This is a genomic window from Bacillus daqingensis, from assembly GCF_042654445.1.
GTDB lineage: Bacteria > Bacillota > Bacilli > Bacillales > Salisediminibacteriaceae > Alkalicoccus > Alkalicoccus luteus.
Window position 1 is genome coordinate 198,560 of record NZ_JBHSGK010000013.1, and the last position, 12,800, is coordinate 211,359.

The following is a 12,800-nucleotide window of genomic DNA, read 5'->3' on the forward strand; positions in this document are numbered from 1 at the left end:
CGAAAACATCTCCACGGCAAATGATAAGATTTTCGTTATAGCGTACGCCGGATGATAACCGTGATAAGCTGCCCGCTGAGGATGAAACGTTTGATAGCGAGGATGAAAACTTCCGGCCGGCAAATGATTAGGTTCAGCCGCAGCTTGATAACTTTCACCCGCTTACTAAACAGCATTCAAACAAAAAACCAGAAAGGCTTCTGCCTCGCTGGTTTTCTGCCTCAGTCAGTCAGCCCTCGTTTCGAGCGTCTGACAATATGCTGAACTGCTTTATAGACAGTTTCCTTTTCCGTTATGTACAGTTTTTTCGGCCTTCCTTCTTCAATCGGGATTAAATGCACGTAGAATAGCGGAGAACCACTGGCAGATTCGTCAATATTCAACTTCAATTCGTACTCTCCGCTTTGATAAAGTGATTCGATCTGTCTAATATCCACGAATCCGCCTCCTCGTCTGCCTTTTAGTTCGGCACCCTCAATAAGTAGTCTAAGTATACCATGATCTGCTGTTTTTTGTAAAACATTTGTACACCCATGTTCAGCTTTTATACAGGAGCACGTACGTTCTGAATTCTCTTAAAAAAGCAGCCTCCCGCTCATGCGAAAGGCTGCTCATCAAACCCGATTCAGCTGTTTCTCCAGCTTTTTAGTTCGTCTACGGACTGCAAGTGTACTTCGTCACCGTCTGCTTCATCGCCGTCCCACTCCAGCATGCCGCCTTCATAGTTTGCGACGTTCTCGTAGCCCTGTCCTTTTAAAAACAAGGAAACCTTCTGCGAGCGATTGCCGCTGCGGCAGACGAACACATACTCTTTTTCTTTATCGATTCCGTCCGCAAGCTCTGGAATCGACATCATCGGCAGCAGCGGCACGCCGGGAATGTGGCGCTTCGTGTATTCCTCCGGCTCCCGAACGTCAATAACGATCTGATTCGGACTTTTCTGCTCCAGAATCTGCTTTAGTTCCTCTTTATCAACCTGCTTGATGCCGTCCTGTTCGTAGCTCATCGACTTCACTCCTTCTCGCTCATTCTCTGCTTATTTTAACGCTGATTAGTGTCTCCTGTAAACGATCAGCGGTTTAATTCCACATCACGCAAGTAGTAGAAGCTTGCCGGATACTGGAAATACCCTTCTACATCGTCGGAGAGTCCCGTTACAAGATCCGGGTAATATAAATAGCCGTAAGGAAGTTCATCTGCAAGAATCTCCTGAGCTTCTTCATAAAGCGCAAAGCGGGCGTCCTCGTCGCTTTCCTGACGTGCTTCTGTTAAGAGCGCATCGATTTCATCGTTTTCGTAAAAGGCCCTGTTTCCGGACGTACCGGCATTGCTCGAGTGATAAAGAGCGTACATGCCGTAGTCCGCGTCAAGCGTTACCGTCCCCCAGCTGCCGAGAAACAGCTCTGTGTCTCCCTGTCCGGCAAGCTCCAGGTAGGTGCCCTGCTCATACGACTCAATCGATACGTCAACGCCGATCTGTGAAAGCTGTGCCTGTATCAAGGCAGCGGCATCTTCGTTTTCGCGGTCATCGTTTGTGACGAGCGTGACTTCCAGCCCGTCGCCGTAGCCAGCTTCTTCAAGCAACTGCTGTGCTTGTTCCGGGTCGTATGCCGGAGCTTCAATGCTGTCAGAATAGCCGAACACGTCAGGTGCCAGCGGACCTTCTGCTGTGATGCCGGCACCGTCAAGCACGCCTTCTACGATGTCCTCTTTATTCAGTGCCATGTAAATAGCGCGGCGCACATCAGCATCATCAAATGGCTCCGCTTCTGTATTGAAGCCGAGATAAGCCATGCGGACACTGTTTTGCTCATACGTACCAACGCCTTCTGCTTCTTCTAGTCGTTCCATATCCTGTGGATTTACCGGATAAATGACGTCAAGACCACCCGTTTCCAGCTCGCCGATCCGCGTCAGACTTTCCGGTACCACCTGGAAGGAAACACCTTCGACATTTGCAGGCTCTTCCCAATAGTCGTCATTTCTTGCGAGGGTCACATAATCGCCGGATACGTAGTCTTCCAGCTGGAAATAGCCAGTGCCTGCGGCTTCCTCATCAGCCACGTCAAATGGGTTGCCGCCTGCCTCCAGTTCTTCGTAGGAAGCTTCGATCATGTTGGGGCTGACAATGCCGCCGCCAGGATGCGCCAAATGAGACGGGAGCGCCGCGAACGGCGCATCCGTATGCATGCGTACCGTATACTCATCGACTACTTCCACTTCTTCAATCATGCTGAAAATAAACGAGACCGGTGATGCGATATCCTCATCTAAAATCCGGTCAAAATTCATTTTTACGATTTCAGCGTCCAGCTCTTCGCCGTCATGAAACGTCACGCCTTCACGGATCTCAAATTCCCACACCGTATCCTCAACCTGCTCATAGCTTTCCGCGAGCCACGGTTCCAGCTCCAGGTCTTCATTCATAAAAACGAGGCGGTCGTAAATTGTCGCGTTAATTGAATTGGATACGTTCTCGTTCGCACCGTGCGGATCCAGTGCTACCGGGTCAGATGCCACACCAACCTGCAGGTAGTCCTCCTCAATCCGCTCCCCCTCTGCTTCCGGTGCTTCGTTATTATTTGACGGCTCTTCACCGTTATTCCCGTTGTTTAACCCTTCCTCCGGCTCCCCTGCACAAGCGGCCAGCAAACCGGCACCAATCATCAGTGCTGCATACTTTTTCACGTTCATTTCCCCCTTCTCACTCTAAACCGACAAACTATATCGGCTTTATGGACTTTTATTAGTATAGAAAAGCTTCCCTGACGTGTCAACTGAGTTGATTGCATCTGTGCTATGCTGGATAAAAAAAGGAGGATGTATAGGTGGATATACAGATCAGGCAAGAAACTCGCGCAGATATGGAAACAATCGAAAACGTGATTGCAGAGGCGTTTCAAAAAGAAGAAATGAGTGATCAGACTGAGCATGAACTGGTGAAACGCATTCGCCAGTCCGAGACTTATATACCGGAGCTTGCCCTTTCGGCTTTCCTAAACGGAACCATTGCCGGTCATATTATGCTTTCCCGAATCGACATTGAGCAAACGGATCAAACGCGGATCCCGTCACTGGCCCTGGCCCCTGTTTCCGTGCTGCCGGAGCTTCAGGGGCGCGGCATTGGCAGTGCTTTAATACATGATGCCCTTCAGCGCGCTGCATCGGCCGGATATCCCTCTGTGATCGTGCTTGGACATCCTGGCTATTACCCGCGGTTTGGCTTTCAGCCGGCCTCCGGATTTGGCGTCCGCGCTCCGTTTGATGTACCGGATGAGGCGTTGATGGCCATGGAGCTTGAACCAGGAACGCTTCAGTCAGGCACCATTCGGTATCCCGCTGCGTTTCAACTGTAAAAAAACCAGAGCTCCCGCTGATTCCGGAGCTCTGGTTTAGTCGTGACGATGCTTTTCTTTTTCTTCTGCTTCCTTTGCCCGTCGTTCCACGTCACGCATGTGATCGTTCCGTTTCGACGCGGTGCTCGCATAAACGAGAAACATCGCGATCAGAAGAACCGGGATCAGCAGGCTCTGCAGGTTTCCGAATAGATCTCCCATTGGCAGGGCTCCTTTATCTCCGTTTCCCTCAGCTTAGCAGGGTTTCCAGTTCATGTACAGCAGCCCTTCTCCGCCAAAAAGAGCATATCGGAGAAGGCACGCAGCGCTTATTTTACTGATCACAGGGCCCTCTTCACTTTTCATTAGGCTATGTTAATGTTTAGTGTTGATATAATAAAAAAATTCATTTAATAAAAACCTTAGCTGTTCAATCGATGAATAGCTAAGGCTGATAAATAAAACGTAAATTTAATCGTTTACAATATGGATGGTGGTGGAGACATTCATTTCATTAGTATAAACACTTTCTCCATCTTCATAGTTTTCTTCTAAGGTAAAATGAGCAGTAGCTACAATGTCGTATGTTCCTTCCTCAATATTATCGGGGAATTGATTTGGAATTAACGTTGTTTTCTTAGGTTCTTTTGGCACAAATGTAGTGTTTCCAATATTATCTTCACCTGTGGTTATATTAGTAAAAACATTTTCATCATCAATAAGCTTGAATAAAAAAATCGTATCGGTTGGATGATAAACAGTGAGTTCTTCTTTGTCACCTAGATAAGTGAACTTAGCATTAATTCCCTCAAAACCTTCTTCTTCATCTACAAATATCGCAATCTCATATTTATTCTCTTGCACAATATTAGCAGGCGGTTCTTGATAACTAACTTCAGAACTATTTTCTGTAGTATCGTTATTTTCATTTAATTCAATATCTGCTGAATCAACATCCACAGTATTTGTTCCACAAGCACTTAAAACAACCATACTCATAATCCCCAAATAGAAATACCTCATGTTACAACCACCTTTTATAGCGCTAGTTACTAAATTATTCCACTAGTTAGATGTGATGAAACGCCGAAAGTCTTAATGTCATATTAGTTTCATGGCAAGTAAGAGCACTTCCATTCACTAAAAACTCTTTTACTGTACAGGATTATTTTGAGAGTAAAGAAAGTAAGTTTGTCCATTTCTACGATGCTTTCTAAGTAAGGATGTGCTACTAGCTGGAGTGTACGCAAAACTTTGTGCAGCCAGTAAAATAGAGTCACATAATGTACATTTGGAGTCATAGAAGCAGATTTTCTTAGAGAATGGCCCTCAATCATACATTCAATGAATTTTACCCATGCTGATAGTCGAAACGTTCGATATAGAGGGCTGTTAGTTAAATCGGTAAAGGTTTTACGTCAGCCTTTACACTTAATATCACTGTTTTTTGTGAGTTTTATCATCAACTTTAGATACATATGCCCCGAACCTTACAATGCTTGTGGAATGACAGTTCGGGTATGTCTACCCTCTATGGTGTTTTCGCTCTCGAATCTCCTCTAGATAAGGCTCCATGGAAGAGTTCAACGATAAGATGCTCATATTGTGATTCCGTATTCGCAACTTTGCTTCTTCCAAAAGGTTTTTTAAGGCTTTCACTATTAATTCTTATCCATGGTCCTTTCCTCATAAAAGTCAGTACCTCTATTATAGAACAAAAGTTCCTATTTATCGATTTCAACACTGAATTTTAACTGAGACACTCATGCAATGACAATCTGCACCATGAAAGAGGAACATCACGAACGCTGTGGAACGAAGGCGAGGACACCCAAAGGATCAGCGCAGTGCGAGAATCCATGTTGGCGACAGGCTCTTTCGCCAACATTAGTCGAGAACAAGCCCTTGGGTAAGCCTTCGCCGAGAGTGGAACAGCTTGATGTAAGTTGTCTGACCGAGCTATTTTCAAGGTAGCCTTTCATTAAGAAACCGCTCCTCACATGAGAGGAGCGGTTCGTTTTTTAGCGGTTCAGCTCAACGTCCTTCAGGTAGTAGTATCCGGATGGATACTGCCAGAAGCCTTCGACATCGTCTGTAACTGCCGAGATCGAGCTTGGGTAGTAAAGGAATGCGTAAGGAGATTCTTCAATAAGCAGGTTCTGTGCTTCTTCATAAATTTCCAGTCGCTCTTCCTCCGTCTGTGCTTCACGACCAGCTTCGAGCAGAGAGTCGAGCTCGTCATTTTCAATGAAAGAACGGTTACCCGGTGGTCCGGCGTTACTGGAATGGAACGGTCCATAGAGGCCGTAGTCTGCATCCATTGTCACCGTGCCCCACGTGCCGTAGAACATTTCGGTATCCCCGTCGCCAGCCATTTCGAGATATGTTCCGATTTCATACGATTCGATCGAAACGTCGATACCAAGTACGCTCAGCTGCGCCTGAATCAATTCTGCAGCATCGATAGAATCCTGGGATTCACTTGTGAGAAGACTTACTTCAAAACCTTCCTCCACGCCGGCATCCCGCAGCATCTGCTCCGCTTCTTCTGGGTCGTATTCCAGCGCGTCCAGGTTTTCCGACGCTCCGAACACTTCCGGTGCAATCGGTCCGTCTGCTTTAATACCGGTGCCGTTCAGCACGCCTTCAATGATATCGTCCTTGTTTAGTGCCATGTGAATGGCTCGTCGTACTTCCGGGTCGTTAAACGGCTCAACGTCTGTGTTAAAGCCGAGATAGGCGAGCATAGAGCTCGGCTGCTCGTTCAGGTTGACGCCATCAGCCTGCTCCACCCGGCCGATGTCAGAAGGAACGACTGGTACGGAAATATCAATACCGCCAGTTTCCAGTTCGCCAATACGCGTCAGCGGCTCCGGAATAATTCGGAACGTGACACCTTCGACATTTGCCTCGCCGTTCCAGTAGTCTTCATTCCGGCTGAAGGTGACGTATTCCCCGGAGTTATAGTCTTCCAGCTGGAAGTATCCGGTGCCTGCTGCCTGCGTATTCGCCGCGTTAAATGGCGAGCCGCCTTCTTCCATTTCTTCATAGGAAGCCTCGATTAAAGCCGGGCTCACAATTCCGCCGCCCGGATGCGCGAGGTGGGACGGAAGCGGCGCAAACGGAACGTCCGTCGTCATCTGTACCGTGTAATCGTCGATGACTTCTACCTCTTCAATCATGTCAAAGATAAAGGCGACAGGAGATCCGATATCTTCATCGAGAATCCGCTCGAAGTTCATTTGCACGACCTCGGCGTTCAGCTCCTCGCCATCATGGAACGTGATGCCTTCCCGGATGTTAAACTCCCACGTCATTTCATCCAGCTGTTCAAATTCTTCAGCAAGCCCAGGCACGATTTCCAAGTCTTCATCTACGTAAACAAGCCGATCGTATACGGACGAATTGATTGCGTTAGCGACGTTCTCATTCGCTCCATGCGGATCAAGCGCTACCGGGTCTGTCTGCACCCCGATTTGCAGGTAATCTTCTTCCACCCGCTCGCCGTCTCCTTCTTCGTTTCCTTCTGCGGCTTCCACATTGTTTTCAGCGTCAGTGTTTTCTGCCGGATCATTCGTGTTCTCCGGTTCTCCGGCACAGCCGGCAAGAATCAACGTCCCGACTAATAGCCCTGCGTACTTCTTCATGCTGTCTTCCTCCCCTGAATTATTATTTTATGCTCTCTTCCTAAATATGTAACATTTTTCTAGTATATGAAACTGTCTGAATAATGTCAATATTAGCTATGATATCCTGAAATGGAAATGAAAACAGCTTCTTTCGTCTTATATACACATGTACAACTGGTTCATGTGTCGTGTGACTTCCGTTCTGACTTCCTTTAAGAGGAAAAAAATACCGATTATCTTATGTTACGATATTATTACAGACCAGTCAGAGAGGGATTTTCATGTCAGCACTCGTTAAACTGCGAACGATACAAATGCTCGTTTTTAATCTGGTGCTGCTAACAGCACTTGCCGGAACGGTTCTCCTTATTGAACGACTAGGGCTGTCGCTGCAGCTGCTGTTCGCCTTTTGTGCCGCAGCCGGTGCTTTCGTTCTTGTGCGGGAACTCATCCCGTTTCCTTTGAAGAAAGAGATGGAGCGCTATGAGAAAGAAGCTGTTGATCTGACACCGCGGCCGAATCAATATCCGCTTGCCATCTTCACAGCTGCTGCTGTCGCAGCAGCTGGTTTAGCGCCGGATTCGACGCTCCCTGTACCGCTCGGAGCCGTCATTACCGCTGCGGGTGTGCTGGCTTTCACGATGAACCTGCATAAGCTTACGCACATAGCAGCAGTCGACGGCGCTAATAGTCCGGCTCATTTTCAGCAGCGCCGGGCCCTGATTCGATTCGCTGCAGGCCTGAATCTCTTTGCTCTATTTACGATTCTTTCATTCATTGTATCAGCGCTCTAAAGGTTCCGGAGGTGTCAGACGTGTCTTCCATTCGCAAACTTCGCATCAAGCAGCTGAGCGTGATCGCCTGCAGCACGGCGGTTCTGCTCTCCGTTACGTTAGTTGTCATTGAACAGGCCGAGCTGACCATTCGTTACGCTGCAGCCTCGATCCTGCTCATCGGGATTATCCTAACTACTTTGCGTTTGTCCCGAAAAGAGGTTCCGAATCCCCGCCTGTCTCTTTTCCGTCAGGCCCAGCAGTACGAATGGGCAAAACTAGGAACAGAATGGCCGGCGTATAAAAGCGTCCAGAAAAATCGCCGCCTGTCTACGAGGCTTTATATAGCCGTATCGTTCGCGATTACGTGGGCCGGCATCACGTAGCTGCCAGCAGATGAACCGATTCGCTTCGGCTTTGCCGGCGGCCTCGTGACGGTGCTGATGCTGACGGCGGTGACGGTCCTCACGAACGCCTTTCACTACGCCGCTGTCGACAAAGCTGAATCGATTGAAGAATTTAAGGATCACCAGCAGTCTGCAGATGTTGCAAACCTAATCGTATACTTCTTTTTCGTCCTGGCAGTCTTTGGCGTTGTTGAGCAATTCGATATCGTGATTTTTTAGTAAATGAGGCTGATCCATCGTGACCCAAACTGAACGACGCGTCCTGCGCTTGAAAGAAGTCGTCATTAAAAGTTTCATATCGGGAATTGTAATGGGGGTGCTGCTTGCCCTACAACTCGTGTTTTCCCTTCAGATTGTCCTATTTATCGCTGTTACGGTATTTATTGGATGGCGGACGTATCATTGGAAAACAAAAGACGTTTCGCTTTCCCGGTTTTCGTCGATTCGCAGGCTGCAGCTGTATGAAATTGACAAGCTCGGTGACAGCTGGCCGCTATATGAATGGAGACAGAACATGCGCACGAAAGCAGGTATGCTGCAAGGGGCTTTAAGCCTCGCGCTTGTGCTTTCCGCTTTATATCAGCTGGATCATATAGCACTTCCAACGACTGTCCCCGCCTCTCTCTCGTTCATCGCTTTAGCAATGCTTTCAACAGGTGCCATCGTTTTCGTAAGCGGCTTTCAGCTGGACCGCTCTGATACGATAACGGCATACAAGGAGAACAAAATCATCACCGGTGTCATAATCGTTTTTATCGTGTTATTTGCTCTTTTAACCGTCATTGGAATCGTCGATCAAACGACTACCTGATTCGAAATCTCGCGAAGGAGGACATATCATGTCTGCCCACCCTGATTCCTTATCAAAATATGAGCTTTACCGGCTGCGCCGCCTGGAGAAGCTGGCGTCCGCCGGGATGATCGTAGCGTACAGTGCAGGCAGTGCTCTGCTTGCGCACGTCATTCCGCTGCAGCTGCTCCTGTTTGCTGCTGCCGCTGCGCTGACGTCGTACACCATTTACCGCATACAGCGAGGTCCCCGTGAACCATGGCTCGCCGCTTCCAGAAGGCTTGAGGCGTACGAAAAGCAAAAGCTCGGCCCGGATTGGCCAAAAGCAGTAAAACAGCATAATCCGCGTCAGAAGCGCTACGCCTGGCTGAGCGCCTTCGGTGTTGTTTTGCTGCTGACAGGCGGCTGGCTGACCGAGCCGGGGACGTATTACTCGTTAACCATGGCTGAATTTACCGGCTTCACGCTTCTCGTTCTGCTCACCTTCGTCGTCTACTACCACTTTGAGAAAAAACCGATTGATCTGGCAACCGCGGGCTGGGAATATCAGATGCTGAAGCCGAAGTTTACGAAATGGAAGGTCATGTCGTTGTTTGCGATTCATTACTTTTTTATTAACGCCGGAGTGCCCGGACTGTAGAAGGGAGACTTATGCATGACACCGAAAACACAATCGTTCATCGTACGGTCTCTTCCCTGGACTGCTGGTGCAGTCATTCAGCTCGCGGCCATCCTCTGGACAGATCCGGCGACGGCCGGGCTCACCTTTTCCCTGCTGATCATTGCTGCCGGTGTCCTTTCCTTGATCATGATCCGCTTTCCGCATCTGGATCCGCTCGAGCAACGAAAACACGAACGCGGCGGCTTGTACTGGATGCTGACGTCTCTCATGCAAGGTCTCGGCCTGATTGGCCTGGGGACGCTATTTTTACTGATTGGCTTTTCAGCCTACCACGTCTTCTTTTTGGTACATCCAGGATTCTTTTCCATCTTTGCGATCATCCTGCTTGCGGGATCAGTGCTCGGTCACCAGCTTGAATGGGATCGCTTTGAGGACGCAGAACCAAAGCAGTTTAAAATCGCGTTGCTCTGGAGTACACCTGGGGCTGTTTTCATTTGGGGCATCGTCCTTTTCACCGTCATCTTACAATAAATTCGTACTCACTACTGGAGGCTGATTATGTCCATTCGCTCGCTTCGAACAAAACAATTTGCCCTGTATAACGCCTTTTTTCTCGCAGCTCTTATCTTCGTTGCCGTGCTTCAGGAAACAGGCCTGACCATCCTTTTTACTGCAGGTGCTGTTCTCTTACTCGTCTTCACCGTCCGATTATGGCGCGATAATACGCTCGCCCTGTTGCCTCACGAAAAAAAGCTCGAAGCGCATGAAATGGCAGTCGATCCCGAGCGTGTTCAAAAAGAAAAAAACAGATCGAAATACTTCATGCCGGTGCTGGCTGTTATTTGCGTGCTTGTTCCCCTCAGCAACCTTTCTGCAGATCCTTTCGTCCCGGTTATTGCCGGTACCATTGCTGGAAATATTGGGATATACGTACGTGTACGCCGCTTCGATCGTAAGGCTGAGGCAGCTGAAACATGACTCGGGAACGACTGCAATCGCTCCGCTTAAAGCAAATTCAGCTGACGACGTTTCTCTTTCTGTTAACCGTGGCTCTCTATGCTATTCTCACCTTGGCAGGACTTCCTGCATCTGCCCTGCTTTTTATTGCGTTTGCAGGTGTTCTCATGCTGCAGTTTCTCTCCGCTATGGCGTCGATTCGACTGTTTCCGCTTCCTTTCTTAATCGAGCTTGACCAGCATGAACGAGAAGCCTGGCCCCGCCGCTGGCAGCGGGACGCGCTGGCGCTGAAGCTCGGTTATCCACTCTCCGCAGTGCTTCTGCTCTCGAATGGCGTGCAGCAGTTCACGTCCGAAACGGAGACCAGCTCGCAGTTTATCGGTTTTTTAGTTCTTGCTGCTCCGCTGACGTACGTACTTTTACATCTTCGCATGAAGCGTTATGATGAGGGGAGCGGCGCCGAACTGTCTTTTCAAACGATGCTGCCCTATGCAGCCGGCGTTACAATTAGTTCCGCTATTCTTGCCGGCGTAGTGTATGCCGGATAAAAGGAGAACCGACATGTCAGACCGTATTAAAACGTTACGAAAAAAACAGCTCCTGTTCATGAACGCCCTCTTAGTCGCCATTATCATGACGTATATAGCTCTCTCTGCAGCTGGACTGCCCGGGATCTCAATCCTTCTGTTTGCAGCGGCCGCCTTGTTTATTTTCCAGGCTTTCCGGCTTTTCCGTGGAAAAAGCGCCGTGCCGATTTCCTTTTTAGAAGAGCTCGACCGTCACGAACAGGAAGCAAGTCCGGTCCGATTTGCTAGGGACCGCTCCAGCCAAAAAATGCTCAGTGTTGTACTTCCGCTGCTTTTACTGTTTCAAGCTTTTACGCAGTTCGAGCAAACGAGCTTCAGCTGGTGGGTCGCAGGTGGATTTCTACTGATTGTGCCTATTTTGAATGTAGCGACATTCCTGCAAGTGACACAGTATGATGAAGGCGCCGGTGGTGAAGTGTCCGGGCTGATGAATGTCTTTTACACAGTGGGTATTGCCGGTATTATCGGGGCTGTTTTGATGGGTGTATACCTCATCCAGCTATACTAATGGAGGTCAAAGGAATGACAGAAAACCGACTTCAGTTGACCTATGCGGCGGCTTTAAACACTGCGCTGTTACTGCTGCTTGCAGCAGCTGTGCTTGTCGCACTCGTTGGCACACTCCATACAGCGCTCGCCGGATTCTTTGTAACAGCTCTCGCTGGCGGTGCTGCGATCGTGCACATGACTGATCTTCCGTTTCGCCGGCTGCATGAAGAACGGGAAGAGCTTGCCGGACCTGCATACCGGCTGAACCGCCGCAGAGCCGGCCTCCTTTATGCCGGTGTCGCAGCACTGATCGTCATCACGTGGCCAGGGGGACTTCCGGACGGGCCGTACAGCGTTCAGACCGTCATCGTTGCCGGGGCAATGGGCGCGCTGATCGTGAATGCATCTATATTTGCTGAGGCCTACCGGTACACAGGGCGCACGGAAGAAGAAATCCGTGCTGACCTCACGAAGCGCCTTGCGAAGACCACGGCGCTTGCAGCCATCGCCTGGCTCGCCGCTGCTGCACTGGCGCTGATGACCTGGCTGTGATCATGAAAAAAGGAGGTTCTCCTATGCTCTCATTTTTAGAGGATCTGGCAGGCGCCGTCTACGACGTGATCCGCATGCTGATCATGATGGTAACGACTATGTTCGGCGGGGCGATGCTCGTTTTCATCCCAGTTGTTTTATATGTGTACTCGCTAAGCTTTTTTTAATCCTCCCTTTCCGTTTGCTAAAGGCGGATTTGTTTGCACGCTACGGTCGGAAACTTTGGGATCGCACTCTCCCATTGCCAATTACCTTAATGATCCTTTTCACGGTTTACCTATTAGGGCGCTGGAGCTGCCACGTCTTTCTGTATTTCTCATCATCGCTGTCACGATGCCTGCATAGACGACGCATGAAACGTTCAAGCTCTGGCTGTCGGTCGACTTTACCTTCGCCAGCTTTTATTTACATCAGCATCATCCTGCTCGGCTTTCCAGCTGCGATCCGTAAGCTGTTTTTTTGTTATACAGCTTGCCGTTATGCAAATGATACCTTCAGGTTGGAGAATGATCCCTTTCAGAGTCTGAATGAAACGTTTTTCGCTATTGCGAACGATTGTTGATAACGGTAATAAGATTGCACCTCGATATGATAAGTTGGGGCCGGAGAATAAAACGTTTCCGCTGCCAAATAATACGTTTGCCGCGCAGTTTGAAAAC

Annotated in this window: 18 protein-coding genes and 1 pseudogene; 12 read left to right on the plus strand and 7 right to left on the minus strand. The window is 48.9% G+C overall.

Translation table 11 applies throughout. The annotated features are described in order from the left end of the window. Positions 1-221: 221 nt before the first annotated feature. The 3 genes from ACFO4L_RS12220 to ACFO4L_RS12230 form a co-directional block, all read right to left on the minus strand. Positions 222-437 carry a hypothetical protein gene (locus tag ACFO4L_RS12220; protein WP_377909957.1) on the minus strand — a complete coding sequence of 72 codons (216 nt, stop codon included), beginning with the start codon at positions 435-437 and terminating at the stop codon, positions 222-224. A 188-nt stretch (positions 438-625) separates the two neighbouring features. Beyond that, on the minus strand, positions 626-1,006 hold the full coding sequence (locus tag ACFO4L_RS12225) for a rhodanese-like domain-containing protein (protein ID WP_377909958.1): 381 nt from the start codon (positions 1,004-1,006) through the stop codon (positions 626-628). Between the two features lie 65 nt (positions 1,007-1,071). After that, a complete protein-coding gene (locus ACFO4L_RS12230) occupies positions 1,072-2,688 on the minus strand; it encodes a glutathione ABC transporter substrate-binding protein (protein ID WP_377909959.1) in 1,617 nt (538 codons plus the stop codon). Between the two features lie 140 nt (positions 2,689-2,828). On the opposite strand from ACFO4L_RS12230, the gene ACFO4L_RS12235 reads away from it, so the two are divergent. Next, on the plus strand, positions 2,829-3,356 hold the full coding sequence (locus tag ACFO4L_RS12235) for a GNAT family N-acetyltransferase (protein WP_377909960.1): 528 nt from the start codon (positions 2,829-2,831) through the stop codon (positions 3,354-3,356). 36 nt (positions 3,357-3,392) lie between these two features. Here ACFO4L_RS12235 and ACFO4L_RS12240 read toward each other — a convergent pair whose 3' ends face one another. From ACFO4L_RS12240 to ACFO4L_RS12250, 4 genes and pseudogenes are all read right to left on the minus strand, one after another. Further along, a complete protein-coding gene (locus tag ACFO4L_RS12240) occupies positions 3,393-3,557 on the minus strand; it encodes a hypothetical protein (protein ID WP_377909961.1) in 165 nt (54 codons plus the stop codon). A 249-nt stretch (positions 3,558-3,806) separates the two neighbouring features. Beyond that, on the minus strand, positions 3,807-4,358 hold the full coding sequence (locus tag ACFO4L_RS12245; RefSeq protein ID WP_377909962.1) for a hypothetical protein: 552 nt from the start codon (positions 4,356-4,358) through the stop codon (positions 3,807-3,809). 147 nt (positions 4,359-4,505) lie between these two features. Then, positions 4,506-4,753, minus strand: a pseudogene (locus tag ACFO4L_RS17585) (IS1595 family transposase); the annotation flags it as partial. A gap of 603 nt (positions 4,754-5,356) precedes the next feature. Continuing rightward, positions 5,357-6,982 carry a glutathione ABC transporter substrate-binding protein gene (locus tag ACFO4L_RS12250; protein WP_377909963.1) on the minus strand — a complete coding sequence of 542 codons (1,626 nt, stop codon included), beginning with the start codon at positions 6,980-6,982 and terminating at the stop codon, positions 5,357-5,359. Between the two features lie 263 nt (positions 6,983-7,245). On the opposite strand from ACFO4L_RS12250, the gene ACFO4L_RS12255 reads away from it, so the two are divergent. Genes ACFO4L_RS12255 through ACFO4L_RS12305 form a run of 11 tightly spaced genes read left to right on the plus strand, consistent with a single transcriptional unit; the run spans position 7,246 to position 12,308 of the window. Beyond that, positions 7,246-7,758, plus strand: a complete 513-nt coding sequence (locus tag ACFO4L_RS12255; RefSeq protein ID WP_377909964.1) for a hypothetical protein — start codon at positions 7,246-7,248, stop codon at positions 7,756-7,758. Positions 7,759-7,778: 20 nt separating this feature from the next. Next, positions 7,779-8,123, plus strand: coding sequence for a hypothetical protein (locus ACFO4L_RS12260; protein ID WP_377909965.1), 345 nt, complete (start codon positions 7,779-7,781; stop codon positions 8,121-8,123). Between the two features lie 51 nt (positions 8,124-8,174). Further along, positions 8,175-8,363: a hypothetical protein gene (locus tag ACFO4L_RS12265; RefSeq protein WP_377909966.1), complete on the plus strand. Its 189-nt coding sequence runs from the start codon at positions 8,175-8,177 to the stop codon at positions 8,361-8,363. A 19-nt stretch (positions 8,364-8,382) separates the two neighbouring features. Further along, the gene (locus ACFO4L_RS12270; protein ID WP_377909967.1) at positions 8,383-8,955 is read left to right on the plus strand and encodes a hypothetical protein; all 573 of its coding nucleotides are present in this window, start codon (positions 8,383-8,385) and stop codon (positions 8,953-8,955) included. Between the two features lie 28 nt (positions 8,956-8,983). Further along, entirely contained in the window at positions 8,984-9,574 is a 591-nt protein-coding gene (locus tag ACFO4L_RS12275; protein WP_377909968.1) for a hypothetical protein, read from the plus strand. Positions 9,575-9,589: 15 nt separating this feature from the next. Further along, positions 9,590-10,087, plus strand: a complete 498-nt coding sequence (locus ACFO4L_RS12280) for a hypothetical protein (RefSeq protein WP_377909969.1) — start codon at positions 9,590-9,592, stop codon at positions 10,085-10,087. A 27-nt stretch (positions 10,088-10,114) separates the two neighbouring features. After that, complete coding sequence (locus ACFO4L_RS12285) at positions 10,115-10,534, plus strand: hypothetical protein (protein WP_377909970.1); 420 nt, start codon at positions 10,115-10,117, stop codon at positions 10,532-10,534. After that, positions 10,531-11,061, plus strand: coding sequence for a hypothetical protein (locus tag ACFO4L_RS12290; protein ID WP_377909971.1), 531 nt, complete (start codon positions 10,531-10,533; stop codon positions 11,059-11,061). The genes ACFO4L_RS12285 and ACFO4L_RS12290 overlap by 4 nt, the downstream gene beginning before the upstream one ends. A gap of 13 nt (positions 11,062-11,074) precedes the next feature. Continuing rightward, positions 11,075-11,608 carry a hypothetical protein gene (locus ACFO4L_RS12295; RefSeq protein ID WP_377909972.1) on the plus strand — a complete coding sequence of 178 codons (534 nt, stop codon included), beginning with the start codon at positions 11,075-11,077 and terminating at the stop codon, positions 11,606-11,608. A gap of 14 nt (positions 11,609-11,622) precedes the next feature. Then, positions 11,623-12,141, plus strand: a complete 519-nt coding sequence (locus ACFO4L_RS12300; protein WP_377909973.1) for a hypothetical protein — start codon at positions 11,623-11,625, stop codon at positions 12,139-12,141. 23 nt (positions 12,142-12,164) lie between these two features. Further along, entirely contained in the window at positions 12,165-12,308 is a 144-nt protein-coding gene (locus ACFO4L_RS12305; RefSeq protein WP_377909974.1) for a hypothetical protein, read from the plus strand. Positions 12,309-12,800: the final 492 nt, after the last annotated feature.

Bases quoted from the DNA above. Each gene is read 5' to 3' on its own strand.
- ACFO4L_RS12225 (WP_377909958.1), bottom strand. From the start codon at position 1,006: ATGAGCTACGAACAGGACGGCATCAAGCAGGTTGATAAAGAGGAACTA.
- ACFO4L_RS12240 (WP_377909961.1), bottom strand. From the start codon at position 3,557: ATGGGAGATCTATTCGGAAACCTGCAGAGCCTGCTGATCCCGGTTCTT.
- ACFO4L_RS12245 (WP_377909962.1), bottom strand. From the start codon at position 4,358: ATGAGGTATTTCTATTTGGGGATTATGAGTATGGTTGTTTTAAGTGCT.
- ACFO4L_RS12250 (WP_377909963.1), bottom strand. From the start codon at position 6,982: ATGAAGAAGTACGCAGGGCTATTAGTCGGGACGTTGATTCTTGCCGGC.
- ACFO4L_RS12255 (WP_377909964.1), top strand. From the start codon at position 7,246: ATGTCAGCACTCGTTAAACTGCGAACGATACAAATGCTCGTTTTTAAT.
- ACFO4L_RS12275 (WP_377909968.1), top strand. From the start codon at position 8,984: ATGTCTGCCCACCCTGATTCCTTATCAAAATATGAGCTTTACCGGCTG.
- ACFO4L_RS12280 (WP_377909969.1), top strand. From the start codon at position 9,590: ATGACACCGAAAACACAATCGTTCATCGTACGGTCTCTTCCCTGGACT.
- ACFO4L_RS12285 (WP_377909970.1), top strand. From the start codon at position 10,115: ATGTCCATTCGCTCGCTTCGAACAAAACAATTTGCCCTGTATAACGCC.
- ACFO4L_RS12290 (WP_377909971.1), top strand. From the start codon at position 10,531: ATGACTCGGGAACGACTGCAATCGCTCCGCTTAAAGCAAATTCAGCTG.
- ACFO4L_RS12295 (WP_377909972.1), top strand. From the start codon at position 11,075: ATGTCAGACCGTATTAAAACGTTACGAAAAAAACAGCTCCTGTTCATG.
- ACFO4L_RS12300 (WP_377909973.1), top strand. From the start codon at position 11,623: ATGACAGAAAACCGACTTCAGTTGACCTATGCGGCGGCTTTAAACACT.
- ACFO4L_RS12305 (WP_377909974.1), top strand. From the start codon at position 12,165: ATGCTCTCATTTTTAGAGGATCTGGCAGGCGCCGTCTACGACGTGATC.